General features: G+C 67.7%; 19 protein-coding genes and 1 pseudogene. 19 read left to right on the top strand and 1 reads right to left on the bottom strand.

All coding sequences use genetic code 11. From position 1 onward, the window contains the following. Window positions 1-334: 334 nt before the first annotated feature. From I5071_RS27805 to I5071_RS27750, 12 genes are all read left to right on the top strand, one after another. Window positions 335-1,090 carry a hypothetical protein gene (locus I5071_RS27805; RefSeq protein WP_236515936.1) on the top strand — a complete coding sequence of 252 codons (756 nt, stop codon included), beginning with the start codon at window positions 335-337 and terminating at the stop codon, window positions 1,088-1,090. Further along, complete coding sequence (locus I5071_RS27800; RefSeq protein ID WP_236515935.1) at window positions 1,087-1,710, top strand: hypothetical protein; 624 nt, start codon at window positions 1,087-1,089, stop codon at window positions 1,708-1,710. The genes I5071_RS27805 and I5071_RS27800 overlap by 4 nt, the downstream gene beginning before the upstream one ends. After that, the gene (locus tag I5071_RS27795; RefSeq protein ID WP_236515933.1) at window positions 1,710-5,096 is read left to right on the top strand and encodes an ATP-dependent helicase; all 3,387 of its coding nucleotides are present in this window, start codon (window positions 1,710-1,712) and stop codon (window positions 5,094-5,096) included. The genes I5071_RS27800 and I5071_RS27795 overlap by 1 nt, the downstream gene beginning before the upstream one ends. A 101-nt stretch (window positions 5,097-5,197) precedes the next feature. Next, the gene (locus I5071_RS27790) at window positions 5,198-5,698 is read left to right on the top strand and encodes a hypothetical protein (protein WP_236515932.1); all 501 of its coding nucleotides are present in this window, start codon (window positions 5,198-5,200) and stop codon (window positions 5,696-5,698) included. Next, window positions 5,698-6,162, top strand: coding sequence for a DUF7665 family protein (locus I5071_RS27785; RefSeq protein WP_236515931.1), 465 nt, complete (start codon window positions 5,698-5,700; stop codon window positions 6,160-6,162). The genes I5071_RS27790 and I5071_RS27785 overlap by 1 nt, the downstream gene beginning before the upstream one ends. Beyond that, the gene (locus I5071_RS27780; RefSeq protein WP_236515930.1) at window positions 6,140-6,619 is read left to right on the top strand and encodes a hypothetical protein; all 480 of its coding nucleotides are present in this window, start codon (window positions 6,140-6,142) and stop codon (window positions 6,617-6,619) included. Before I5071_RS27785 ends, I5071_RS27780 begins: the two co-directional genes overlap by 23 nt. An 8-nt stretch (window positions 6,620-6,627) precedes the next feature. Further along, window positions 6,628-7,983: a hypothetical protein gene (locus I5071_RS27775; protein WP_236515929.1), complete on the top strand. Its 1,356-nt coding sequence runs from the start codon at window positions 6,628-6,630 to the stop codon at window positions 7,981-7,983. Between the two features lie 46 nt (window positions 7,984-8,029). Then, window positions 8,030-8,389, top strand: a complete 360-nt coding sequence (locus tag I5071_RS27770) for a DUF3800 domain-containing protein (RefSeq protein WP_236515928.1) — start codon at window positions 8,030-8,032, stop codon at window positions 8,387-8,389. Next, the gene (locus I5071_RS27765) at window positions 8,368-8,796 is read left to right on the top strand and encodes a hypothetical protein (protein WP_236515926.1); all 429 of its coding nucleotides are present in this window, start codon (window positions 8,368-8,370) and stop codon (window positions 8,794-8,796) included. The genes I5071_RS27770 and I5071_RS27765 overlap by 22 nt, the downstream gene beginning before the upstream one ends. A gap of 919 nt (window positions 8,797-9,715) precedes the next feature. Further along, window positions 9,716-10,933 carry a DNA cytosine methyltransferase gene (locus I5071_RS27760; protein ID WP_236515925.1) on the top strand — a complete coding sequence of 406 codons (1,218 nt, stop codon included), beginning with the start codon at window positions 9,716-9,718 and terminating at the stop codon, window positions 10,931-10,933. 6 nt (window positions 10,934-10,939) lie between these two features. Beyond that, window positions 10,940-12,727 carry a hypothetical protein gene (locus tag I5071_RS27755; protein ID WP_236515924.1) on the top strand — a complete coding sequence of 596 codons (1,788 nt, stop codon included), beginning with the start codon at window positions 10,940-10,942 and terminating at the stop codon, window positions 12,725-12,727. Further along, entirely contained in the window at window positions 12,724-14,043 is a 1,320-nt protein-coding gene (locus I5071_RS27750; protein WP_236515922.1) for a hypothetical protein, read from the top strand. Before I5071_RS27755 ends, I5071_RS27750 begins: the two co-directional genes overlap by 4 nt. Window positions 14,044-14,779: 736 nt before the next feature. Here the strand turns inward: I5071_RS27750 and I5071_RS47045 are convergent. Further along, on the bottom strand, window positions 14,780-14,989 hold the full coding sequence (locus I5071_RS47045) for a hypothetical protein (protein ID WP_419249666.1): 210 nt from the start codon (window positions 14,987-14,989) through the stop codon (window positions 14,780-14,782). A gap of 265 nt (window positions 14,990-15,254) precedes the next feature. Between I5071_RS47045 and I5071_RS27745 the strand changes: the two genes are divergently transcribed. The 7 genes and pseudogenes from I5071_RS27745 to I5071_RS27720 all read left to right on the top strand — a co-directional run bounded on the left by I5071_RS27745 (window position 15,255) and on the right by I5071_RS27720 (window position 23,613). Further along, the gene (locus I5071_RS27745; protein ID WP_419249665.1) at window positions 15,255-19,064 is read left to right on the top strand and encodes a DNA translocase FtsK; all 3,810 of its coding nucleotides are present in this window, start codon (window positions 15,255-15,257) and stop codon (window positions 19,062-19,064) included. Between the two features lie 56 nt (window positions 19,065-19,120). After that, on the top strand, window positions 19,121-19,531 hold the full coding sequence (locus tag I5071_RS27740; RefSeq protein ID WP_419249664.1) for a very short patch repair endonuclease: 411 nt from the start codon (window positions 19,121-19,123) through the stop codon (window positions 19,529-19,531). 78 nt (window positions 19,532-19,609) lie between these two features. Beyond that, complete coding sequence (locus I5071_RS27735; RefSeq protein ID WP_236515918.1) at window positions 19,610-19,888, top strand: hypothetical protein; 279 nt, start codon at window positions 19,610-19,612, stop codon at window positions 19,886-19,888. A gap of 266 nt (window positions 19,889-20,154) precedes the next feature. Then, window positions 20,155-20,910 carry a hypothetical protein gene (locus tag I5071_RS27730; protein ID WP_236515917.1) on the top strand — a complete coding sequence of 252 codons (756 nt, stop codon included), beginning with the start codon at window positions 20,155-20,157 and terminating at the stop codon, window positions 20,908-20,910. A 9-nt stretch (window positions 20,911-20,919) separates the two neighbouring features. Continuing rightward, window positions 20,920-21,135 (top strand): annotated as a pseudogene (locus I5071_RS47040) (hypothetical protein); the annotation flags it as partial. Between the two features lie 363 nt (window positions 21,136-21,498). Beyond that, a complete protein-coding gene (locus I5071_RS27725; protein ID WP_236515916.1) occupies window positions 21,499-22,080 on the top strand; it encodes a hypothetical protein in 582 nt (193 codons plus the stop codon). An 888-nt stretch (window positions 22,081-22,968) separates the two neighbouring features. Next, window positions 22,969-23,613 carry a hydrolase gene (locus tag I5071_RS27720; protein ID WP_236515915.1) on the top strand — a complete coding sequence of 215 codons (645 nt, stop codon included), beginning with the start codon at window positions 22,969-22,971 and terminating at the stop codon, window positions 23,611-23,613. Window positions 23,614-23,638: the final 25 nt, after the last annotated feature.

Below are 23,638 nucleotides of genomic sequence, written 5' to 3'. Positions count from 1 at the left end.
GAGCCGTTTGCCGCGGACCTGTTCGCACAGCGCGCCCGTTGCGTCGGCGCAGCGCAGCGAGCATTCACGCGACGGCGATCCCGCCGCGCGCGAGGAGTTCGCCGCCGCGATTGCGCACGAGCTCGGCGAGTCCGGCGTGCCGATCCTCGAGCTCGCAGGTGCGGCACCAGCGTGAGCGAACCGTCGAACGACGGCCATCCCTGTGTGCTGGGTTACAGTCAATCATGGCGCCCTATGTCTCGAAGGCCGCCATCCTCGTCGGTTGCTGCTCTTTCTGTTTCCGGGTTGGGCGCGCCGCGGCGATCAACGAAGATGGAGACACCCCGGAGGTTCCGTGGCTCGCCCCCTTCGAAAATGTACGACGGACGGCAGCGCCTATACGAGGCCGCCCGAGATCGAGGCCGCGATCGACGAGGCGCTCGCGCTCGACGCCACAACGCGGCTCGCACGCGCCGAGATCCTCGACCGGAAGGCCCCGGGGTTCCTCCCGAAGGAGGCGCTCGTGTACCTGATCCGCGACGCCAAGCGCGTCGACGACCAGACGACTCTCTCGAAGCTGTTCACGATCCTCGCGCGCCGTTGCGAAGAGGTTCTCGCGCATCAGGTCCCGGATACCTATCCGAATGCCGTCGATATCCGCGCCGATGCGCTTTCGGAGCTCGGCAACCTCGTCGCGGAGGACGAGACCGGCACCGATGGCTACCGGCTCGACTTCTTCGAGAGCCGCTTCGAGAGCGCGTTCCTGCGGCTCTGGACGACGATCGCTCGCAAGTGCCTGCGTCGCCGAGAGCGAGAGGTCGTCGCCGCCGATCCCGACAACCCGGTGCGCAAGCCGGTCGAAGGCGCGCTCGAGGTCGATGGGGAGCAGGAACCGACCGTGCTGCGGAAGGAGCAGATGGTGCTGTTCAACCGGCTGGCACCCGACGACCGCAAGCTGCTCTTCCTCCGCTTCGGCAACGAGGTCAAGGTCGAGTCCAACGACCCAGCAGAGGTCACGCTCGCGAAGATCTACAGAGTCGAGGGCCGCACCATCCGCAACCGCATCAATGCCGCGCTCGCGCGGCTCGCCACGCTGGAGACGAAGCCATGACGAAAACGAAGCACGATGTTTCGCTGGATGACGTGCTGCACGAGATGGCGTTGACCAGCGAGAAACCCGACGCCAAGGTCGTCGGCGAGTACCTTCGCCGGTACCCGCAGTACGCGGAGGAGATCACTGACTTCGCCGCCGAGCTCGCCGCCATGGCAATCGCCGCGGATGTCGACGACGGAATCGAACCTTCTACGACCGGAACGAGCCCCGCGATTTCGAGGGCGCTGAGCCAGCTGCACAACCGGCTGTACGAGGTGAAGCAGGAGCAGCCGGCGCGCGACGGGTCGGGCCCGGATCTGTTCGCGCCATTCAGCCCAGGTCAGTTCCGCGCGCTCGCCTCCGAGCTCGGCGTGAACGCCTTCTTTCTGAGCAAGGTCCGCGACCGGACTATCGAGCCCGAGACGATCCCGCATGCGTTCCGCGTGAAGATGGCCGACGCGATGAAGGTCTCCGAGCCGGTGATCGCGGCGTACCTGGCAGGCCAGGCCACGATCCCCGATCAGATGCGCTTCCTGTCGGAGCAGAAGCCGGAGGCGTCGCGCCGGCAGTCGTTCGCGGACGCAGTGAAGAGCTCGAAGCTCACCGAAGAGCAGCAACGCCACCTTCTGTCGCTCTGATGGACGCCTTCGAGACCATACGGGCGGCTGCGGTGGCGCTTCGCGCGGAGCTGCGCGAAGCGAGTTGTGACGCCACACGATCGATGGATGTCGTCGAGGCCGCGGCCCGACACCTCGAGCTGGAAGTCGTGTGGGTCGATCCCGACGAACCGCAGCTCAAGGGCGCGCGCGCTTGCTTCGATCAGCAGAGCGGCCTGATCCTCTGCGCGACGGACGCAGACGACTCCGGTCGCGCGATGCGCGTCGCGCACGAGATCGGGCACGTCCGGGTGCACGCGAGCACGACGGCCTGCGCACCCTCCGACATCGACGCCTCGCTGTCGACGGAAGCGGCTCCGATCGGCCTGCAGCGCGTCGAGGACTACGGCGGCCGCGAACGCCGCGAATTGCAAGCCAACGTGTTCGCCCGTGAGCTGCTCCTGCCGCGAGCGCACGCCCGGCGTCTGCATATCGACGGGGGTCTCTCGGCGTTCACGATCGCGGAAAAGCTCGACCTCCCGGTCGACCTCGTCCGTCAGCAGTTGCTCGATGCGCTGCTTCTCCCGGCCGTCGCCGCTGAGGCGCCGAAAAAGGTGAGTCCGCGGCGCGAAGACACGTCGCAAGATCGCGCCGCGGCACACCGCGGATCGCCGTTTCTGCTGCAGGCCGGCCCGGGGACTGGAAAGACCCGGACACTCGTCAATCGCGTGCTCGGCCTGCTCACCGAGGGCGTCGATCCCGCCACGATCACGATCCTCACCTTCTCAAACCGCGCCGCCGGGGAGGTCGCCGACCGGGTCGCAGCGCAGGCGGGCGATGCGTCGGCGCTCCTGTGGATCGGCACGTTTCACGCGTTCGGCCTGGATCTCGTGCGCCGTTATCACGACCGGCTCGGCTTGCCGCAGAACCCGGTGCTGTTCGATCGCAGCGATGGGATCCGTTTGCTGGAGGAGCTACTGCCGATCCTCGGCCTGAGCCACTACCGCGACCTCTGGAATCCCGCACGCGAGCTGCGGGAGATGCTCGGCGCGATCTCGCGGGCCAAGGACGAACTCGCCGGCCCGGAGCGATACCGCGAGCTGGCGCAGCTGATGGTCGACACCGCGACCGACGACGACGCGCGCGAAGCCGGCGAGAAGGCACTCGAGGTCGCACGCGTCTACGAGCTCTACCAGCGGACGCTCGCGAAACACGGCGCGCTGGACTTCGCCGACCTGGTGATGCGGCCGGCCCTGCTTCTCGAGAGCGAACCCGCGATCGCAGCCGCGGTGGCGCAGCGACATCGACACGTGCTCGTCGACGAGTACCAAGACATGAACCGCGCGAGCGCGCTGCTCCTGCGGATGGTGGCGGGCTCCGGACAGGCGCTGTGGGTCGTCGGGGACTCTCGGCAGTCGATCTACCGGTTCCGGGGCGCATCGTCGGCGAACATGTCCCGGTTCTCCAGCGACTACCCGAGCGCGAAAACAGACCAGCTCGGAATCAACTACCGCTCGTCCGACGAGCTCGTGAAAACGCTGATGGCTGTCGCCCGGAACATGGGGGCGTCGCAAGGCATGCTCGAGCTCGCGTTCGACGCCGTGCGCGGCCCACAGGGGGTGCAGCCGCAGATCCGGCGGTACGAAACACCGACGGACGAGCTTGCCGGGATCGTCGCGAGCGTGCGCGAGCTTGAGGCGCAGGGGATCCGGCTGCGCGATCAGGCGGTGCTGTGTCGTACGAACCGCCGGCTCAATGAGGTCTCGGCGACGCTCGAGGCGGCCGGAATCCCGGTCCTCTATCTCGGCAGCATCTTCGAGCGACCCGAGGTCCGCGATCTCCTCAGCCTCCTCACGCTCGTGACGGATCGCATGGGCGATGGGCTGGTTCGGGTCGGCGCTATGTCGCGGTACCGTCTCTCGATCGAGGACCTGCGCGCGACGCTGCACTGGTTGCGCGAGGCGCCGGAGCCAGTCGCGCCGCGCCTCGCCGCCGCCGCAGCGAAGGCGTCGCTGTCGGAGCCTGGCCGCGCCGCCCTCGCCAGAGTCGCGTCGGATCTCGACGGGTTCGGGACGAGCGACAAGCCGTGGCAGGTCCTCACGACTTACCTGCTCGATCGGACGCGCATGCTCGTTGAACTCGCCGTGAGCTCGGCGCCGGCCGATCGCATGAGGGCGATCGCGATCTGGCAGCTGCTCAACTTCCTGCGCCAGGGCATCCCGGCGTCGCACGGCCCACCGATCTGGCGAGCCCTCACGCGCGTGCGGCAGATGGTGCTGCTCGCGGAGGAGCGCGATCTTCGGCAGGTGCCCGACGCAGCCTTGCACATCGACGCCGTCCGGCTGATGACGGTCCACGCCAGCAAAGGTCTCGAGTTCGAGGCGGTCCACATCCCGGGCATGACGGTCGACAGCTTCCCCGCCAGGAACCGGACGTCGCCGTGCCCGCCGCCGCCGGGCTTGATCGAAGGCGCGACGCCCGCGCAGGCGGACGAGGAGGAGGAGTGCCTGTTCTTCGTCGCGGCCTCCCGCGCGCGTACCCACCTGAGGCTCTACGCCGCGCGCAAGCAGGCGAACGGCAACAAGCGCAACCAGTCGCGGTTTCTTCCCTGGCTCGAAAGCATCGCCGAGGACCTGTCGATCGCGGAGTCAGCGGCGGCCTCGGACGCAACCTCGACGAGACTGGAGATCGCCTGGAGCGACGACTGGAGCGTCTCCGACTCCAAGCTGCGCTCGTACCACCGCTGTCCTCGTCGGTTCTTCTACTCGCACGTCCTCGAGGTCGGGACGAAGCGGGTACCGACGGCGTACAGCCGCACCGAGGACTGCATCTACGAGATCGTCCGCTGGTATGCGTCCGCGCGCGTCGATCCCGCGGTCGGCGAGTCTGAGGCGTTGCGGGAACTCGACCGGGTGTGGCCCGAGCGCGGCCCCGTCGGTCACGCGTTCGAGGCCGACTACCGCGCACTCGCCGTGCGCTTGATTCGGGCGCTGTGCACCTCCGCCGACGATCTACGCTTCGACTCACCGGAGGCGATCGCGGTCGACCTCGATGGTGAGCGGCTGATCGTCGAGCCGGATGAGCTGGCGCGGCGCCCCGACGGCGGCCTCGTGCTCCGACGGGTCCGAACCGGATACCAGCGCACGAGCGAGAAGCAGCAGCTCGACTACCAGCTCTATCACCTCGCCGGACGCGCGCGGGGCGGGCCAAGCTACGTCGTCGAGGCCGTCCACCTGACCGACGACAAGCGGCAGCCGATCGAGCTACCCGCGAAGACGATCGACAGGGCGGCGACTGATTCGACCGCCGCGCTTGCCGCGATCCGCGCCGGCGACCTCCCGCCCGCGTCCGACGCGTACAGCTGCCCGCAGTGCCCGCACTTCTTCATCTGTCCGACCGTGCCGCCCGGCAAGCTGTCGGTGGGCTGAAGAAAAAACGATCCGCGCGTTTCCGGGTTGGCGTCGTCATGGCGATTGCCTTGGTGAGGGACGAACCAGCACGCGGCTGGCGACCAACACCGAGGCACGACATGAACGACATCGACATCTTCTACCAGGTCGAGGGCGTCCCCGAGATCCAGCACATCTCGGCCCCCCCTGACGAGACGCTCGGCGCGCTGAAGGCGCGGATCACGGCCAAGCACGGCATCAGTGACGATGCCTCGCTCTTCGCCGAGGACGACGACGGCGACGTCGACGAGACCAAGACGGTCGGCGCGATCGCGACGCCAGCCGGAGTCAAGGTGCACCTGCACCGCTGCCGCCGCGTCTGCGTCACCGTCGCGTTCGCCGGGCGAATGATCGAGCACAAGTTCGGGCCGGGCGCGACCGTGGCGCGGGTCAAGCGCTGGGCGGCGCAGCAGCTCGGTATGTCCAAGGAGGACGCCGGCGAGCACGTCCTTCAGATCTCCGGCACCCACGACCGGCCGACGCCGTCGACGCACATCGGGACGCTCGCGAAGTGCCCCGCGTGTCGCGTCGCCTTCGACCTGGTGCCCGACGAGCGCGTCAACGGCGGCTCGGCAATCTGATGCTGCCCGACGAGCGAGCGTTCCGCGCCGACGTCGCCCGGCCCGCGTTCAAGCTCGCGGAGGTCGAGGGCCGGTGGCACTTGTCGACGATCACCTGGCCGCGCGCGCTCATCGCGGTGAGGGCCAGGGACGACCGGATGTTCACGCTGCGCTTCGAGCTGTCCGGGTTCCCCGCGGCGCCGCCGACCGCCGGCCTCTGGGATGTCGACCGCAACGGCCCGCTCGCGCACCACCTCTTTCCGAAGAGCCACGGCGGCCGCGTCGGTGCGGTGTTCCGCACCGATTGGAAGGGCGGCTCGGCGTTGTACCTGCCGTGCGATCGCGAGTCCATCCAGGGACACGACCACTGGCGCACCCAGATGCCTTCGAAGATCTGGCGGCCCGCCGACGGGATCGCCCAGTACCTGGAGCTCGTCCATGAGCTTCTCAACTCTCGGGACTATGCGCCGCCTGCTCAGCGCTGATCACGAGCTCTCGTGCTCGTGGTTCCTCTGGTGGCGCCTGCTCGCCGGACTGCGCGCTCGCGGCGGCGGCATGCACGAGAGCGGCGCGTTCCTCCTCGGCCACCGCGACGATGGACGCGCGCGGATCTCGATGTTCGTCCTCTACGACGACCTTGACCCGCATTGCCTAGACACTGGCATCGTCCACTTCGACGGCCGCTACTTCGGCCGGCTGTGGGACCTCTGCAAGGCGACCGGCCTCGCCGTCGTCGCCGACGTCCACACCCACCCCGGCGGCGCGCGGCAGAGCGGATCCGATCGCGCGCACCCCATGATCGCCTGCGCAGGGCACCTGGCGCTCATCGTGCCGCGGTTCGCGCTACCGCCGGTCCGTGTCCGCGACGTCGGGATCTACCGGTACCTCGGCGCGAAGCGCTGGGCGACGGTGCCGTCGCGGCACTTCCGCATCGGACTCTGAGGTTCGGCATGAGCAAGGTCGATGAACAGGATCTTCACCGGCTGGTGAAGCAGGCGCTCGACAGCGGAGCCGCGGCGACGGTGGCGGAGGCGGAGGCGCGGTTCCGCGGCTACCGCTTGGCCGTGACGATCGGCGCGGACGAGGCGCGCCAGCTGCCTCACCAGATCGCGCTGCTCACCGCCGTCGCCCTCGGTCGCCGGGTGTTCCACGGTGGTGTCCAGATCGCGGGCCCGCTGGGCGTGCCGCTGATGGCGCCGCTACCGCTCGGTGCAACGCTCGCCGACGCGGTGGTCGCGCTCGGAGGCGCACCGCTGATCGGGCCGCACGACGAGCGCCCCACGATCGCGATCGACGACAAGCCGCTGCCGCCAGCGGCGGAGTTCCACGTCCGAACTGCGTTCGCCGGCTGGCGCGGTGGCGTCTTGCCGGCGGACGCGGCGCCCATCCCCGAGCGGCCGGTGATGGCGCTCGCGCCGATGCTCAGCGCGGCGCTTGCCGTCAACGAGGCGTTCGCACGCGTCGCCGACCGCAACGCTGCGGCTGGCCGGCGACGCGTCGGCCTATCGCTGTGGGACCTGACCAGCGACTGGCTCGCGCCCGACGGCGCGCCCGAGCTCGAGCTGGTGCCCTCGCGCCTGTGGATCCTCGGCCTCGGCCACCTCGGCCAGGCGTACCTCTGGGCGTTGGGGGTGCTGCCGGTGCCGGCGGATGGCGGTCTCGAGCTCGTGCTCCAGGACACCGACGTCATCTCCCGGTCGACCGAGAGCACGTCGATCCTGACCGACGCGTCGATGGTCGGGACGCGGAAGACGCGCGCGATGACGGCCTGGGCGGAGCGCCGCGGGTTCCGGACCGCGATCTACGAGCGGGCCTTCGACACCAACTTCCGACGTCAATCGGCGGAGCCCGCGATCGCCCTGTGCGGCATCGACAACGCGATCGGCCGCCAGGCACTCGACGACGCCGGGTTCTCGCTGGTCGTCGAGGCCGGCCTCGGCCGCGGTCACCGCGACTTCCGCACGATGCGGCTGCACTCTCTGCCCGCATCGCGCCGCAGCGCGGAGATGTGGACGATCGCGCCGACAGGAGAGGACGTGACCACCCGCCCCGCCTACCAGCGTCTGCTCGCGGACGGCGCGCTCGACCGCTGCGGCGTCACGCTGCTCGCGGGCAAGGCGGTCGGCGCGCCGTTCGTCGGCGCCGTCGCCGCGACGCTCGTGATCTCGCAGGTGCTGCGGCTGCTCCACGGCGCCCCGCTCGATGGGCTCGTCGATCTCGATCTCCAGAGCGTCGAGCACCGCCTCGTCGTCGCGCAGCCCCGCGATTTCTCCAGCCTCAACCCTGGGTACCTGCGCGTCCGGTAGGCGCGCAGGCCGCCGCGAGCTGACGTCCTCGCACTACACTTGGACGATGCAAGTGGCGACCCTGGACGTCTACCCGTCCGACGCGATCGTCTTCGTGGACGAAACGGGTCATCACAAATTGCGCGATCCCGCGCATCCCGTGTTCGGCCTCGCCGGCTGCGTGATGACGGTCGCGCAGTACCGTGACGTCGTCTCGCTTGCGTGGCGCGCGTTGAAGCGTGACCGATATCCCCGGCTCGATGGCGTTCATGCCTCCGAGCTCCGCGATCGCGGCATGTTCGTGCAGCTCATCCGCGAGCAACCCTTCGGCAGGTTCGCTGCGGTGATGCGTCGAGACAATGCGAGGACATGCGAGGACGTACCCGGGCCCGATGCTCCCCGCGCGTGCTCAACGGCCGTCGCATAATCGGGCCCGTCGTCTCGCGCCAGATCGCGGACCTGCTCGAACCGCTACGGTTCCGCCGGGTTGTGATAGTAATCGAGAGCGGCGGGCAGTGGGCGTCGAACCTGGGACTGACGTTCGGCAACCTTCGGCCCGCGGTCGACGGAAACCCGATCCCGATGAAGTTCGCCTTCATGCCGAAGCTCGCGCGCGAACCGGGGATCGAGATCGCGGACTGCCTCGCGCACGCCGCGGGCGTCGCTGCACGCGATCGAAGCTTCGATGAGGAAGATTTCCGCGCGATGTTCGCCGGGCCACGCGACCGCGTGGCCTTCGACCTCGTCGAGTACGCGCTGCGGGTTCACCGGCCGGAAGAGCCGGACGGCGAGCGCCTGCTCGTCCGGTCCCTCGGATCACCGTACGCCAGGTAGAGGCGCGCGTTCGCTTGCGCGCGATGTCGTGCACCGCGCATGCGCTTGCCGACATCGAAGCGGCGCACTGCGCCCGGTAGGACCGCGCTGCGGCTGTCGAGGACCGCGACCTCGCGGCAGTCCAGAAGCGTGCGACCCGCATCGCTCGGCGTAGCTGGCGCCGTCGCGGCGCTGCGCCGGTCGGGTCGTCCATCCCCACGATCATGAGCTGCGCGACCTGGAGCTGAGGTGACGGTGGCGCTCGAGCGAGATCGCGGATGGCGGAGCGGCTCGTCGCACGTGAGGCGGTTTGGGAACGAGCGAGGGCACGGCGGAGCATCGTCGAGCGCGCAGTCGATCTCGCGACGCCGCCATGCTCGAAGGCGGCGGTCGGCCCGCGCTCGCATCGCCACGTGAGCGGCGTGGCGGACCCCGCCCAGCGCTTCGACAAGCACTCGCACCGTGCTCGGCGGCCAGGCGCTGCATCGCACCGATCGAGTAGCGGACGCGCTTGCACGAGCACTCGGGACACCACGCGCCCGCGAGGATCGTCCCCGCGAGCGCTTCCCAGCGATGCCCCTCGCGCACACGAACGCGAGCGCGGTCGTCCCACGCGCGCGCTCGTCGTCGTCGGAGAGGCACACGCCTCCGTGCTCCTGGGCGAGGCGATCGATTGATGCGCGCTCGAACACGGTTCGGTCGGCGGCGATCGGTAGCACTGCTCGACGCTCGCGAGGGAGGCCGCCGCATGCGCGGCAACCTGCGCGCAACTGCAACCGCGCGCGCTTGATGAGCTACGTCGGACAACGTTCCGACGCGCTTGCCAGTCGGTTCCCGCCCGGCGGGCGAAGCCGCCGGCGAACACCTGCGTCCCGCGGTCAGTTCCCGTCGGCCCGCCTCGTCCAGTTGTAGTAGCCTCGCGCGCGATGAGGAGGGCACCATGAGGGTCGTGGGGCTGTTCGCCGGCATCGGCGGGTTCGAGGTCGGTCTCGAGAACGCCGGGCACGAGACGATCTTGCTCTCCGAGCTGGACGAGCAGGCGAAGACGATCCTCGACCGCGAGTTCGGTTCCCCGGTCGTCGGCGACATCAGACGGCTACGACGGCTGCCTCGGGGGACGGAGATCGTGGCGGCGGGCTTTCCGTGCACCGATCTCAGCCAGGCAGGTCGCACGGCCGGGATTCGTGGCGAACAGTCCGGCTTGATCGATGTGGTGTTCGAACTCATCGAGCACGGCCCGCGCGTTCCGTGGGTAGTCCTTGAGAACGTCCCGAATATCCTGCGGCTCCACGGGGGACATGGGATCCGGCACATCACGCGGCGTCTAGAGCGGCTCGGCTACTCGTGGGCCTACCGCGTCGTCGACACGCGCGCGTTCGGGCTACCGCAGCGGCGCCAGCGCGTTTTCGTGGTGGCGAGCCGTGAGCGCGATCCCAGCTGCGTCTTGTTCGCGAGCGACGAAGAGCCGACGTGGCCTGCGGACCGGGAGTTCGATCGCGCGGCGTTCGGCTACGGCTTCTACTGGACCGAGGGCAACCGCGGCGTCGGGTGGGCACGCGAAGCGGTTCCGACGCTGAAGGGCGGGTCGGGTATCGGCATTCCGTCTGCGCCCGCTGTGTGGCTTCCCCAACGCGCGCCAGCTCGAGCGTTCGTCGTCCCGGGCATCGAAGACGCTGAACGACTGCAGGGATTCGAGCCCGGCTGGACGCGCGGGGCGGTCGACGACGTTCGCGGCGACCGCCGACGCTGGCGGCTCGTGGGGAATGCGGTCGCCGTCCCGGTCGCGGAGTGGATCGGCAAAGGCCTGAAGAACCGGGCGTTGTACGAATCGCGCCCGCAGCGGCCGTTCCAGCGAGGCAAGTGGCCGATCGCGGCGCGCGGCGGGCCCGGCATCGAGCCCGTTGCCGTCGATGTGACCACCTGGCCCGTGAGCGAGCTTCGAAAGCCGCTCCGAGGGTTCCTGCAGTCCGCGACGCCGCTGTCAGTCGGAGCTGCTGCTGGGTTCCTCGACCGTCTTCAGCGATCGACACTGTCCGTCGGTCCAACCGAGTTCCGCGTGGCACTCGCGCAGTACTGCACGGATCACGGGTGCCCGCGAATCGCCCGCGCGGCATCGGCTCCGCGTGATGCCGAAAGTGCATCGCGCCTCGCAGTGTGAGGACCGATGGCATATCAGGTGAACCCGCACGTCCAGCGCCTTGCGCGCCACCTCCCGTTCGCGACCAACTCTGGCGAATTATACGAGGAGAGCATCGATCCCGGGGAAGGCCGCCCGGCAATCCCGACGATGGCCCTGGGCTATGTTCGCCGCCTCGTGGACAGCTCTGACACATCGTTGATCGTGCTGACGGGTGACGCCGGACACGGCAAGACGCACCTCTGCCGGCGCGTGGTCCAGGAGAGTTATGGCTACGACGGAGCCGCAGCTCTCGCACTGATCAAGGCAGACGCCGAGGGGAGTGTTCGGATCAACCCGAACGCCGGCCGGTCACCGCTTCGGCCTCTCCGCATCCTGCGCGACCTCAGCGAGATCGAACCGGCGTCGCGCGGCGCCGATCGGATGGCAGAGCTCCTCGCAGATCGCGGGAGCGTTGCCATCGTCTGCGCGAACGAAGGACGGCTCCGCGATGCGATCTCGCAGGGCGGACACCCCGAGCTGGAGATCGTGCTTGAGACGCTTGAACGAAGCATCTCCGAGGGCACCACGTCGATTCGACCCGATGTCCACGTCATCAACCTCAACTGGCAGAGCGTAACGGCTCCGACGAACTCGTTCGTCGCGCACCTGCTCCGCGACTGGGTGGCTGACCGCCGTCGTTGGGCTGCGTGCAAGACCTGCGACGCGGCGTCGAGGTGCCCGATTGCAGCGAACCAGGCCGCTCTCGGTGGCGCCGACCCGCGAGACGTGCTCCCGCGTCGACGCCGAGATGCCCTTGAGCAGATCCTCCGAACGTTGGAGCAGTCCGGCTACGTCCTGACCATCCGCGAGACATTGATGTTCATCGCGTATGTGACGACCGGGATGATGGACTGCGTGGCAGTGGCCCGAGAGGATGGACGTTCGGGACTACGGCATTGGGGACATAGAGATTTCGTTTGGGCGCTCTATGAGCGGCAGTTGAGTGCGATCGAGAAGCGACAGCTTCCCGTGCTCGAGCGGATCCGTCGCCTCGATCCCGGCATCTATGCGCTCCCGTCGATCGACGAAGCCCTAGTGCGGGTTCTCGATCGAGAAGACGTGCAGCAGGAGACGAGCCGTTCCGAGACACCCCCGCGCACGGTCCGCGACGCGCGGAATTTCGCAGAGCGATACCGCGTGCGAGTTCGGCGTCGCCGCCGCCTCGACTTCTTCGATGGTGCGGCGAGCGAACGATACACGAGTGATCCCGTCCGCGATGCCGGCGAGCGTGCGCTACGCATCGGGCTCCGACACTACGCCGAGTTCGTCGCAGTGTTTGCTGATCGAACTGACACGAAGGACATCCGTAACCGACTGCTCGACGGGCTGCACGTACTTCAGGGACTCCGACCTGCGCCCGGGCTTCACTTCAACATCGCCGATCCTGCGTTCGCCCGCGCCGAGGGACGCGCACCCATCATCGCGAGACGGTTCCAGCGGTCCGCTGTCCGGCTCGTTCCGCTTGAGGCGTGCTGGAGTGACAGCGAGCTGCCGAAGGCGGTCGACTGGACGCCACGGCGTGTGGCGATCCAGTTCGGAGACGAAGCAACCCGTTTGGAGCTCGATCTGCTGCAGTTCGAACTCGTCGCGCGCGCGGCCGGTGGGGTCGTCGCGCGACGCTTCTATGCTGCGGAGTCACGCCGTATCCTCGCGCGGCTCGCTGCGATCGCCGGAACGGCCCGTTCCGACACGACGGGAATCCAGGTGATGGACGGCGATCGCCTGCGGCTCATCGAGATTGACAACGACGTGTTCGTGGTGGGGGATCCGTGAACCGGAAGGAAGCGGGCGAGCGGACGGTCAAGGAAGCGTTCGGCGGCGCACTGTACCAGCAGGGCCGCGGATTCTACGTCTCCCTAGAGCTCTTTGCGATGTTGCGCGGCATGCACGAAGCCGATCTGCCGCTGCTCGCCGAGGAAAAGGGTCAGCCCATCAGGTACCGGCGCCGGAGCCACGATTTCGCGCGCCGCCTTCTCGCTGATCCCGCCGAGCTCAGTGCGGAACAGCGAAGCCACCTTGGTTCGGACGCCGAGTCGACATTGCGCTCCCTCCTCGCCGGGCTGACCGTGCCGATCCCCGGAATGCGTGCCGAACCTGCGTGGTGGAATCGACACTTCTTTCCCTATGTCGGCGAGCTCGCGCACTACGACGCGGTTTTCAGAGGCCGCGGCACGCGGCGGGTGTCGATCGAGCGCTACACTTATCGAGGCGGCGGCGCACTCGCGTATCGACTGCTCCGTGACGATCACGACACCGTGCGGCTCGGGACTGTGCGCGACGGGCTCAGAGCGCTCGTCGCCCCCTCGGACACACAGTTGGCGCGACTCGCGCGGGAGTTTTCGAAGCTCGACGCCGAGCCGGCCGACAAGCGCCAGCCAGATCTGTTCGAGGATTCCGTCGCCGCGGAGACGAAGGCGATCGACACGGTATGGGCTGAGATCCTGCGCGATGGCGTGGCCGGCATCGTGCGCCGCACGTCGCTCACGAGTTCACGTCGTATCGACGCCCTCATGCACTTCGTCCCCCTCTGCATCGCCATGCACGAACTGGCTTGTGCCGACCGTGTGCTTGAGTCGCGAGACGCTCGCACCATCGTAGTCGACACGAGCCCTGGTCCGACCCCGATCCGTCGGCTTTCGCGCGAGGATCTCGCGGCAGCGGTCGGCGTCGTGTACGAATCGCTCGGAGTCCTCGCGCGCAAGAACGGGAACGAGCTGTTGTTGCAGCAGTCGCAGGCCTGGCGTGAGGGCCCGCGCACGTTCTTCACGACGACGCTCGGCGCTATCGGTGCGTTGAACGCGATGGTCGGCCAGCGTCACTTCAGATTGGCTCCTCCCCTGCTCGAAGCGATCGTATTGGCGCTCGTACCCGGTGAGCAGACGCTTGAGTCGTTTGTCGAGTACGTGCTCTTCGAGCGTCTCCAGTTCGTCGTCGACGGCCGAACCGCTGATCGCGCAGGTCGCGTCGGCGATGTCGATCGCGGGGCCTTCGACCAGAACGCCGCCGGGCTAGCAACCACCCTGCGCGAGCTCGGGCTCCTCCGGGAGTACTCCGATGCGACTCGCATGGTGGGCACGAGGGCGCTGTGAACGAAACCGCGAAAGTGATCGGGACGGTCGTAGGTTGGCTCGCGGAATCGCGACTGCTGGCGGGTGGCCGTGGGGGCATGCTCCGCGTCAAGGACTTCGGACACGACGAGATCGTGGAGATCGCGCGGCGGCTCCGGGGGTTCGACTACGACGGCAGCGCGCCGCCGATCTGTGTCGCTGTCGGGTCGCACGACGGCTGGCCTGGTCTCGACGCCGGACTGCTTCTGCCCGCCGACAAGAGCGCAACGACCTTGAGGAACGAGACGCTCAAAGGCGAGCTCTCTGGCTATGTGCTGCTCGAGGACGCGGCGTACACGGACGCGCAGGGGCTCGGCCGAATTCCGTGTATCGACGATCAGTCGGTGCTGCGCGGATCTGACGCAGCCGAGGAGACCCGCCGACGCGTGATTCGTGCGGCGTGGGAAGTGGTTGGTGGAACCGACGATCTCCTGCCCCAGGCACTGCATCAGTTCACGGAGGAGATCTACGTACGACGGTCCGATGTCGCCCTGCGCCGTTGGGTAGAGTTCGTCCTCGCATCTGTACGTCCGCTGGCCAGCTCGGGACAAGCCCAGGACGAGACGGCCGTCGGTCGTGCCGTGGGTGCTGCGTTGCCGGTGCTTGGTTTGTTCGCCGACAGTGAGTTGCACAACCGGCGCGACGCAGAACGCGCGCCGCGGATCGAGTTGAATATCGCATGCACGGAGGAACTCGACCCGCGAGGGAAGCCGATCGATCACGACGAGCTCGCCGCTCGGGCAGGAGAGACGCTGTTCGTCGGCCCTGACGGCTCGCCACTCGACAAAGCTGCTCTGACGAAAATCCGTAAGCGGATCCGTGAGCTCCTGTATCGGACGACTGCTCGTGTCGTTCGGGACCTGGAGCTGTCAATCTGGCTGCAGCTGTTCCCCGAAGGTGCGCCGCATCGCGGCCTCGGGCAGAGGATCCGCGATCATCTCATCGAGACCCATTCAGAGCACCTGGACCTCTTCGATCAGCTGGACGTAGCGGTGGGCCTGGACGCGGGCGATCTGTCGGCTGCACAGAAACTGCTTGATGACGGGGAGAGAATCATCGTCGACGCCTTGCCGCGACCGCTCCGACGCGCAGTCGAACGGCTCGCCGAGCCTCGACGCGGATCCATCGAGGATCCACTCGGCTGGCTCTTTCGAGAGATCCATGCGGCCGTCCAGGACTCGCCGGCTGGCACGATGGAGCTGGTACTCCGGCGTGTCGCCGTGAAGAACGCTGACGACCGGCGCAGCGCACGCCTGTTCGCGTTTGTTTTCGGAAGGACCCTTGAGGGGCTGGTGCACGGTGGACCGGGCGCGCGCGTCTCACTGGCCATCGATCCGGAGCTCGTTCGCATCGATGCAGATCGCCTGCGCGCCTCGAGAGAGGAGAGCGGCGAGATCGAAGCCGGATGGTCACCGCTCGTCCTCGAGCTCCTCCATCGAGGCGCGGCGTCGCCCCTTCGTCGAGTCGAGTGGCGCCCGCTCGACCAGACCGGCCTAATCGCGCTCGCCGCGATCGTCGAGAGCGATCATGAGGCGTGGATTTCCAGTCACGAGTCTTTCGAGGCCTGGTGCCGCCACATCCTGGAAGTCCTCTCGGCTCCTTCGGACGCAGAGAACGACCCGGAGCCGCCGCTGTTGGATGGCGGTCAGGAGGTCCTCGCCGGAGATCCCGTTCTCGAGGTCTGGCGCGGAATACGCGCCGAGCATCTGCAGCGGCTGCGCAACACCGGGATATCCGCGGAGGCACTCTCGGAGTATGTCGATCAGTGGCGCGACCAAGTACTCGGTCAAGCGCTCACGGTGCTCGTTCCAAGCGGAGCGCCCTTGCAGGCGCTGTCCTCGTTCCTGACTTGCGACACGTTCCGCGACGCAAGCGGCCGCGTCACGCTACTCGCGACGCACCCGCTCCGCGCTCGGTGGGTGGCCTGCCACCTGGGGGAGACGGGCAAGCGGTTGCAGCGCCTGCTCGACGACGGCGTCGTGCTCAATCCGATCAACGACGGTTTCTACTTCGAGTCGCTGGCGCAGCTGTCCCCGCACGAGCAACCGCCCATCCTGACGGCTGACGAGAAGCTCTTCGTCTCGGTACGCGAAGAGTCTTGGCACGAGCACTACGCGACGCTGCGTCGGCCCGATCGCGCGGATGACGACTGGCTGAGCGAGCTCGACGATGCGTCGATCGACGAACTGGCGCGGGTGGTGGAAGAGTACGTCGTCGCGCACCCGCATAAGGCCGATGGGATCTCGATCCTCCTCCTCGTGAGGAGTGGAGGGGCGCGCGTACTCCGGCGGCTGGCGCGCCGGGCCTTCCGCACGAACACCGCACCGAAGCGGGTGCACCTGCACGTGTACGCGCCGCGTGAGGAGGCGGCCGCGATCGAGCGATCGCTGGCCGAGTTCGACGACCCCGACCAGCGAAGCGAGTCGAACTCGCCCCTTCTCGATGTTGTTGTCCACGTGTGGCCCGATGGGCACGCGGTCGTGCCGTCGCTCGCCGATTTCGGAGACAACGTGGACCTCGCGCTCGTGCCGAACCTGTTCGGGAGCCATACCCGTGCACAGGAGACGACGCGCAAGGGCGGTGACGACATCGGAAGCCGGTTCGACCCGTGGTTCGACGCTCCGACTCACATCGACAACACCGCCACCGGCCGCGCTGAGAACGTCTCGCGAGTATTGCTGCCGCGTCGACCCGATGCGGTGCTCGAGCACTGGTCGACGCTCTCGGTGCGCGGGTTTCGTCACAACGTGGTCGGGTCCGATATCGATTACGTCATGCTCCAGGTGCGCTTCGACCGGAGTCGGCAGCTCTTCGATGAACTGCACCGCGTCGCGCGGTGGGTTGTCACTCTCGACGCGTTCATCGGACGCGATCAGATCGAAGCGCTGCCCCGCCAGCCGGATGTGATCACCGTCCGGCCCGACGTCGGAAAGAGCCAGGCGTACACACTGATCGTCAGCTCCTCGAGTGGCCGTGCGTTCGTGGTCGACCGGCTGCAGCACCGCCTCGAGGCAGATCTACCGCACGAGCTCCGACCGCGCGCCCGTCCTGTCGCGGAGAAGCTCTACGAGAGTTCGCGCTTCCTCGCACCGGGCATCCTCCTGCGAGCACTCGGACTCGGTTGGGCGGTACAGGAACTGGTGGGCCTGGCGATCGCCCGGCGTCTCGTCGACGAGCGCATCCCGGTGCTTGCCGCCGAGGGCTTTCTTGCGTGGGTGAGCCTCGACGAACACTCGCACTGGTTCGGAGCAGGTCGGCGCTCGCGAGCTGACCTCGCGCGCATAGCGTTTTTGCGGGGACCCGACGGACGGATTCGACTCCAGGTCCTGGTCGTCGAGGCGAAATTCAGGGACCAGGCGGCGGTGTCCACCGCGGACGATCAGGTCAAGAACACGCGGGAGCTCCTCCAGCACGCGCTCATGCCGCAGAGAACGGCGGATCCCAGGATCGTCGACCTCGACTTCTGGCGCCGTGAGATCCTCGGGGCGATCGAGCAGCTTCCGAAGGGCGGCGAGAGAACGACGCGATCGATCTCCAGCTGGAGTGCCGACGGGAGCGATGCCGGCGGCGTCGTCCCGGTCCTCGCTCGCGAGGATTGGATCCGCGGCGACTATGACTTCGAGGAGGTCGCGTGCATCGTGTGCACCACCTCCCCGTCGGAGTCTGTGACCGACCCCATCCAGCGTACGCCTGGCGGCCATCTGTGGTACCGCGTCGGTCGCGAAGAGCTCGCTCGCATCATTGGCGCGATTGGCGGATCTACACCGGCGACGGCCGGCCCCGCCATGCCGACTGGCACGCCGTCGGGGGCCCCCCCGGTTCCCGAGGGCGGCGCGTCGCCGTCCGCGTCTTCTCCGATCGTAGCCGTCGAGCCAGCCATATCTCGTGACGCGCCCAGCCCGCCCGCGCCCGATGCTATACGATCGACCCCGCGCACTAGGGGTCGGTCGACGGCGGAGTTGGAGTCTCGCTATCAGCGCGTGCTCGACGTTTTTGGCGAGTTCCGGATCGGCGTCACGCGTCCCGCGGCCGAGGCCTATCGCGAGGGTCCGGGCTTCTACGTGTTCCGCGTCCAGCCTGCCCCCGGCGTTCGCCCCGACACGGTGCGCGGCTACGCCGACGAGGTGAAGCTCAAGCTTGAGCTCCAGGCCGACGCCGTTCCTCGGAGCTACATCGATCGCGGCTGCGTGGTGTTCGAGGTGCCCAAGCCCGATCACGAGCGCTACTTCGTCGATGCGGAGACGCTTTGGCAGAGGAGCACTTTCGACGACTCGCGACTGAATGCGCCCATCGGTGAAGACATCAAGGGCGATGTCGTCGAGATCGATTTCTCGTCCGATGTTTCGCCGCACCTGCTGATCGCCGGCCAGACCGGTGCTGGCAAGTCGATTGCGCTCGAGACCATCCTGCTCGGTCTCACGCGGCACCGTAACCCGTCGCGCCTGAGACTCGGGCTCGTCGATCCGAAGACCACCGAGCTGGTCGCGTTCGAGAACTCTCCGCATCTGCTACGGCCGATCGGCTGGGATCCGAAGGACGCGATCGATCTCCTGGAAGGCGCGGTCGCCGAGATGGAGCGCCGTCGCGACATTTTCCGCGCCCAGCGCACACGCTCGCTACCGGAGTACAATGCGCGCGTCGCGGACCGGCCCGACGAGGTTCTTCCGTGGTGGGTCGTCGTGCTCGATGAGTACGCGGATCTGACCTCCGACAAGAACGATAAGCGGCGGATCGAAGAGTCGCTGCAGAGGCTCTCCGCGAAGGCGCGGGCCAGCGGCATCCACGTCGTCGTCGCGACGCAGCGACCGTCGGCGGATGTCATCAGTACCGTTGTGCGGTCGAACCTCGTCGCACAACTCGCGCTTCGCGTCCGCTCGGCTGTGGAGAGCAACATCGTGATGGCCGAAGCTGGTGCAGAGGCGCTCGCCGGCAAGGGCGATGCCTTCTTTAAGAACGCACAGCGGATCGTGCGTGTGCAATGCGCTAAGGTCCGGTCACCGTGAAGGAACTCGCGCGCCCGCCGGTGGAGAACCGGAACCCGACGCCGAAGAACGACACGATCCGCCGTCGTTTCGAGAACACCGCGCGCCGTGACACTGGGCCCGAGCGTGCGCTTCGTTCCGCGCTTCACCGCGCCGGCTATCGCTTCAGGGTCGACAGATCGCCCGTTCCGAGTGTCCGCAGTCGCGCAGACCTGCTCTTTGCGCGCGAACGCGTCGCGATCTTCGTCGACGGATGCTTCTGGCACGGTTGCCCGGAGCACGGTACCTGGCCGAAGACCAACGCGGACTGGTGGCGCGCGAAGCTGGGCGCTAATCAGGCACGCGATGCGCGTGTCGACGCGGACCTCGTAGCCGCAGGCTGGCGAGTGGTTCGCGTCTGGGAGCACGAATCCGTCGAGGAGAGCGTACGTCGAGTAGTCGCTGCGCTCCAGATCGCGCGCGCCGAAGCAACCGCTTCCGACGAGTGACCGCGGTGACAGCGCGGCTATCGCCGCCAGACGCGCGCCGCACGGCACGGCGCCGCGAACTCGTGCTTACCCACCGGCGTGCGCGGTCGAGGACGCGATCATCGGCTGCGCGATTCAGGCGAGTTCACCGGCGTGCGGTTCGACGTGCTCGCGTACTACTTCGATCGCGCGCTGAAGCGCGCCGTCTTCGAGATTGATGAATCCCGCGCTGTCGACGGGCAGGTCACGGCGCTCCATCCCGATGTCCTGAAGGTCTGCTTCATCCTGCTGCTGCGCGATCTCTGCCGCCGGTCACCGCACGATGGTCGCGCCCGCGTTCCCTCAGAAGTGGGATGGACAATGGAGTCGAATTCCTGACGGCCGGGCTTCTGCGTGAGACCAACGCTCCCGTGCAGCCGTACGTCGAGTGGATGATGATGCAGCGCCCGCAGCGCGACGAGGACCCGCGCGAGCTCGTGCTCGGACTCGCAGCGCAGCTCGGCGTAGATCGCAGAACCTCTACAGCGTCCACGAGGCGATGTGCGAGGTCGTCGAAGAGGATCTCCTCGGGTCCAAGCCCGTCGATGCGTGATCGGAGGCGATCATGAACATCGGGAGGCGAACTCATCGTTGGGCTCGCGTGCGTGCTCGGCGTCTTGCCGGTCCTGGGCGTCGTCCGTGGCTCGCTCGGGCGTGGCGGACGCCGCGACGTACTCGGGCCTTGCCCGTTCTGTTACACAAACATCGACGTTCGACTGCGCCGCAACCCGGAGCTCCTGCGCCATCGACAGCCGTGGGAAGCGGTGTTCCGGCAGCTCGAAGGCTCCCCGCCGATCGCCAACGTCGCCATCGAAGATCGGATTGAGTGGGCGCGAAACCGCGCCCGACAGGCTATTCAGCAGGCGTTGGCGATACTGAGCGCAGGCCGGCTCTCAATGACGCGAGAGCAGCTCAACGCGCTGGCGTGTTGGTATCCTCGAATTACCGACCCTCAGATTCGCGATCTGAGGATGGTCCTGGAGCGCGCCGATGCGGCGCTTCGGAGTGTTCCGATTCGGTACGTCGACCGGGCCACGGCAACGTCGCTCGGCGCAGTCGACTTGGAGTATGATCGCGACCTGCAAGTAATTGTGGACCGGGCTGGCCCGGCCAGAACTCTGGATGACCTGAGTGAAATCAGGGTCTACCCGATGTGGGCGGAGACGCCTGCATACGGCGCTACGGCGATCGCGCATGAGGGATTCCATCTCGCCGACGCGCGGTACCGAGTGGCTCACAGTGGGCTCTACAATGCTTTCCGGCTGCAGGGCCTTGTCAGCCAGCTCACTGGCCTGCCCTACAACCGTGAGTGGGTGACGATGACGGCGCCGGAGGCTGCGGCATGCGCGCGACTGGGTTAGCATGGCGAAGTGAACCGCGCGCGACTGCATCGCATCGCACACGCCCGGCTGCTCCTCGGAATTGCGGTGTGTGTGGGCTGTGGCAGCGCACAGCCCGCGCCATCGGAATCCGAGCAGCACGTGCCCGCGGCGGTAGCACCTCCCGAACTCGCCGTCGCGATCGCCATCTCCGATACGCACGCTTGCGTGCGAGGAGCCGATGGCTCTGTTTGGTGCTGGGGCAACAACCTGGCGGGTGAGTTGGGATCGCCCGATGCGGTGTCACTCAATCGCCTGCCGCACTCGGTCAGAGCGATTGCGATAGACGTCGGTCCAGGGATGACTTGCCTGTGCGACGAAGCGGGCGAGACATGGTGCTGGGGCTACCACGGGGAGGGCTCGCCTGACCGCTCTGGTGGTCGTCGAGTTGGGGTTGGACGATGCCTTGCTGTCGGCGTGGGGAGGCATGCGGCGTGCGCGCTGACTCGCGATGGCGCGGTGCAGTGTTGGGGTCGCGCGGGGACCGAGGCCGAAGTCAGCCTGGGTGAGCGCCCTGCCGCAGAGCTTCCGCTGATCGGCCCGAGGACTGCTGGATGGCACGACGAGCCCATGCTGATCGGAGTTGTTCCAGGCGCGACCCAGCTCTCGTTGGCGAACGCGCACGCGTGCGTCGCCACGACGCGAAGCATCCATTGCTGGGGCAGCGATAGACGCAGTCAGCTGTCAGAAGGGGCGATCGTCGACGGTATGGTGGTGCCGCCTCTTCCGCAGGGCACCACGGTCACGAGTGTCGCGACGGGTTGGGATCACACGTGTGTCCTACAGTCCGGCGGCATCGTGTGTTTCGGGGCTGGAGCGCAGGGTGCCGAGTTTCCCGCCGCGCTGGAGCTGACGAGCATCGCCGCTGGGGAGGGCAGAACGTGCGCCCTCAGCAACGCCGGAGCGTTGTTGTGCTGGGGCCGCGAGTTCGGTGTGCCGCTCGGTGCACCGAATCCAAGCTTCATCCGGCCGACGCTCGTTGCAGAAGACACTGCGGCGTTCGACCTCGGAACTGACAGCGTGTGCACTGTTGATCGCGAGAACCGCGTGCGCTGCTGGGGAATGATCCTGGCCACTACGGGGACCACGGTAGATGGGGATCCCTCGCAGCCGCCGGGAGCACTGCTGTTTGGTGTTCCGCCCGAAGAGTGATGCGAGAATCCGACGCCGCGATCACGTCGCAGCCTCCGGGGGGTCAGTCGGTCAACGAACTCGGCCTCCACCCTCTCGCGGTCCTCGTCTCGGAAGTGCACCCAAACGTGCTCGCCGCGTCGGAGACGCGTCGCTCACGGAACTGAGCAGCATGGGTCCCGCGAAGCCGTCGAGCTCTGCGGGGTACATCGCGGGGTCCCCGCGCCCAGTACGCAAGTCTCGACCTGCCCAATGAGGCTCGGATCGATCCGCGCTCGCCGGAAGTCGAACCCAACGGGGACCGGTTCGTACTCGTGAGACGGCGCCGCAGCGGCGTACGACGGCCCCTCGCACCGGTAGCCAGGCGCGAGCGGGGATCGGGGCCTCGAGCGTTGCCGACCGTGTGACCACAAGATCAGCCCTCCTGCACCGGTCGCCAGCACCGCCAGGCTGCTACGTACGACCAGGTTCGCGCGGTTCGTCGACATCGTGCACCCGCTCTCGTCCAGCGGTGATCGAGAACGTGCCTCCGACAAAGCCGCGCACTTGCGCGGCATCACATCGCGAAGATCTGACGGGGCTAGCGCCGCCGCGGACGCTCGGGATCGCGCCATCGCGCGATGCTTTCGCGCGCCTGTTGGCGGAGTCGCTCGTCGCGCGTGCGGCGCTCCCCAGGCCCGGGGCCTCGAGCTCGTTGTAGTGAGCCTCGCGCTCCGGGCGCGTGCACGACCTCGAGCCGTGGAAACCGAAGCTTGCCCCGACGCGCACCGGCGGCACACGTCCCGCGACGTTCACGGGCGTGAGTACGGGAAGGCGAAGATTCCTGTCCACGAGTGAGCTACGGAGCGCCGTGCTGATATCGCAAATACCTTTCAAGTCGCGATTCGGCTTGTTCTTCATGCTGGGGGCATGTCCAAGACCGGAATCCAAGCCCTCCTCACTCCCGACAACTGCGTGCTGCTGCTGATCGACCATCAGCCGATGCAGTTCGCAACCATCCAGAGCCACGATCCCGCGATGGTGCTCAACAACGTCGTCGCGCTCGCGAAGACTGCGAAGGCGTACGGCGTGCCCGCGATCCTCACGACGGTCGTGCAGGACCGCGGCGGGTACCTGCCGAAGGCGCTCCTGGACGTCTTCCCCGATCAGAAGCCGATCGACCGCACGAACACGAACTCGTGGGAGGACCCGCGGATCGTGGAGGCCGTCAAGAAGACCGGCCGCAAGAAGCTCGTCATCGCCGCGCTCTACACGGAGATCTGCCTCGCGTTCCCCGTCATCCACGCGCTGGGTGAGGGGTACGAGGTCTACGCCGTGACCGACGCGTCGGCGGGCGTCAGCGCCGAGGCACACGAGCGCGCCGTGGATCGGATGGTCCAGGCGGGCGCCGTGCCCATCACGTGGATGGCGTTCCTGGGCGAGCTGCAGCGCGACTGGGCGCGCGAGGAGACGATTCCCGCGGTCGTCGACATCCAGGCAGCACACGGCGGGAGCGTCGGCACCAGCATCGCGTGGGAGTTCCAGCTGCTCCGCCAGAGCGCGCGAAACACCTGACCCGCCCGCGCGAGGATGCGTGCTC

It is taken from the genome of Sandaracinus amylolyticus (genome assembly GCF_021631985.1).
GTDB lineage: Bacteria > Myxococcota_A > Polyangia > Polyangiales > Sandaracinaceae > Sandaracinus > Sandaracinus amylolyticus_A.
The sequence above is the reverse complement of the archived record's forward strand: the minus strand, read 5'-3'. Positions and strand labels throughout refer to the sequence as shown.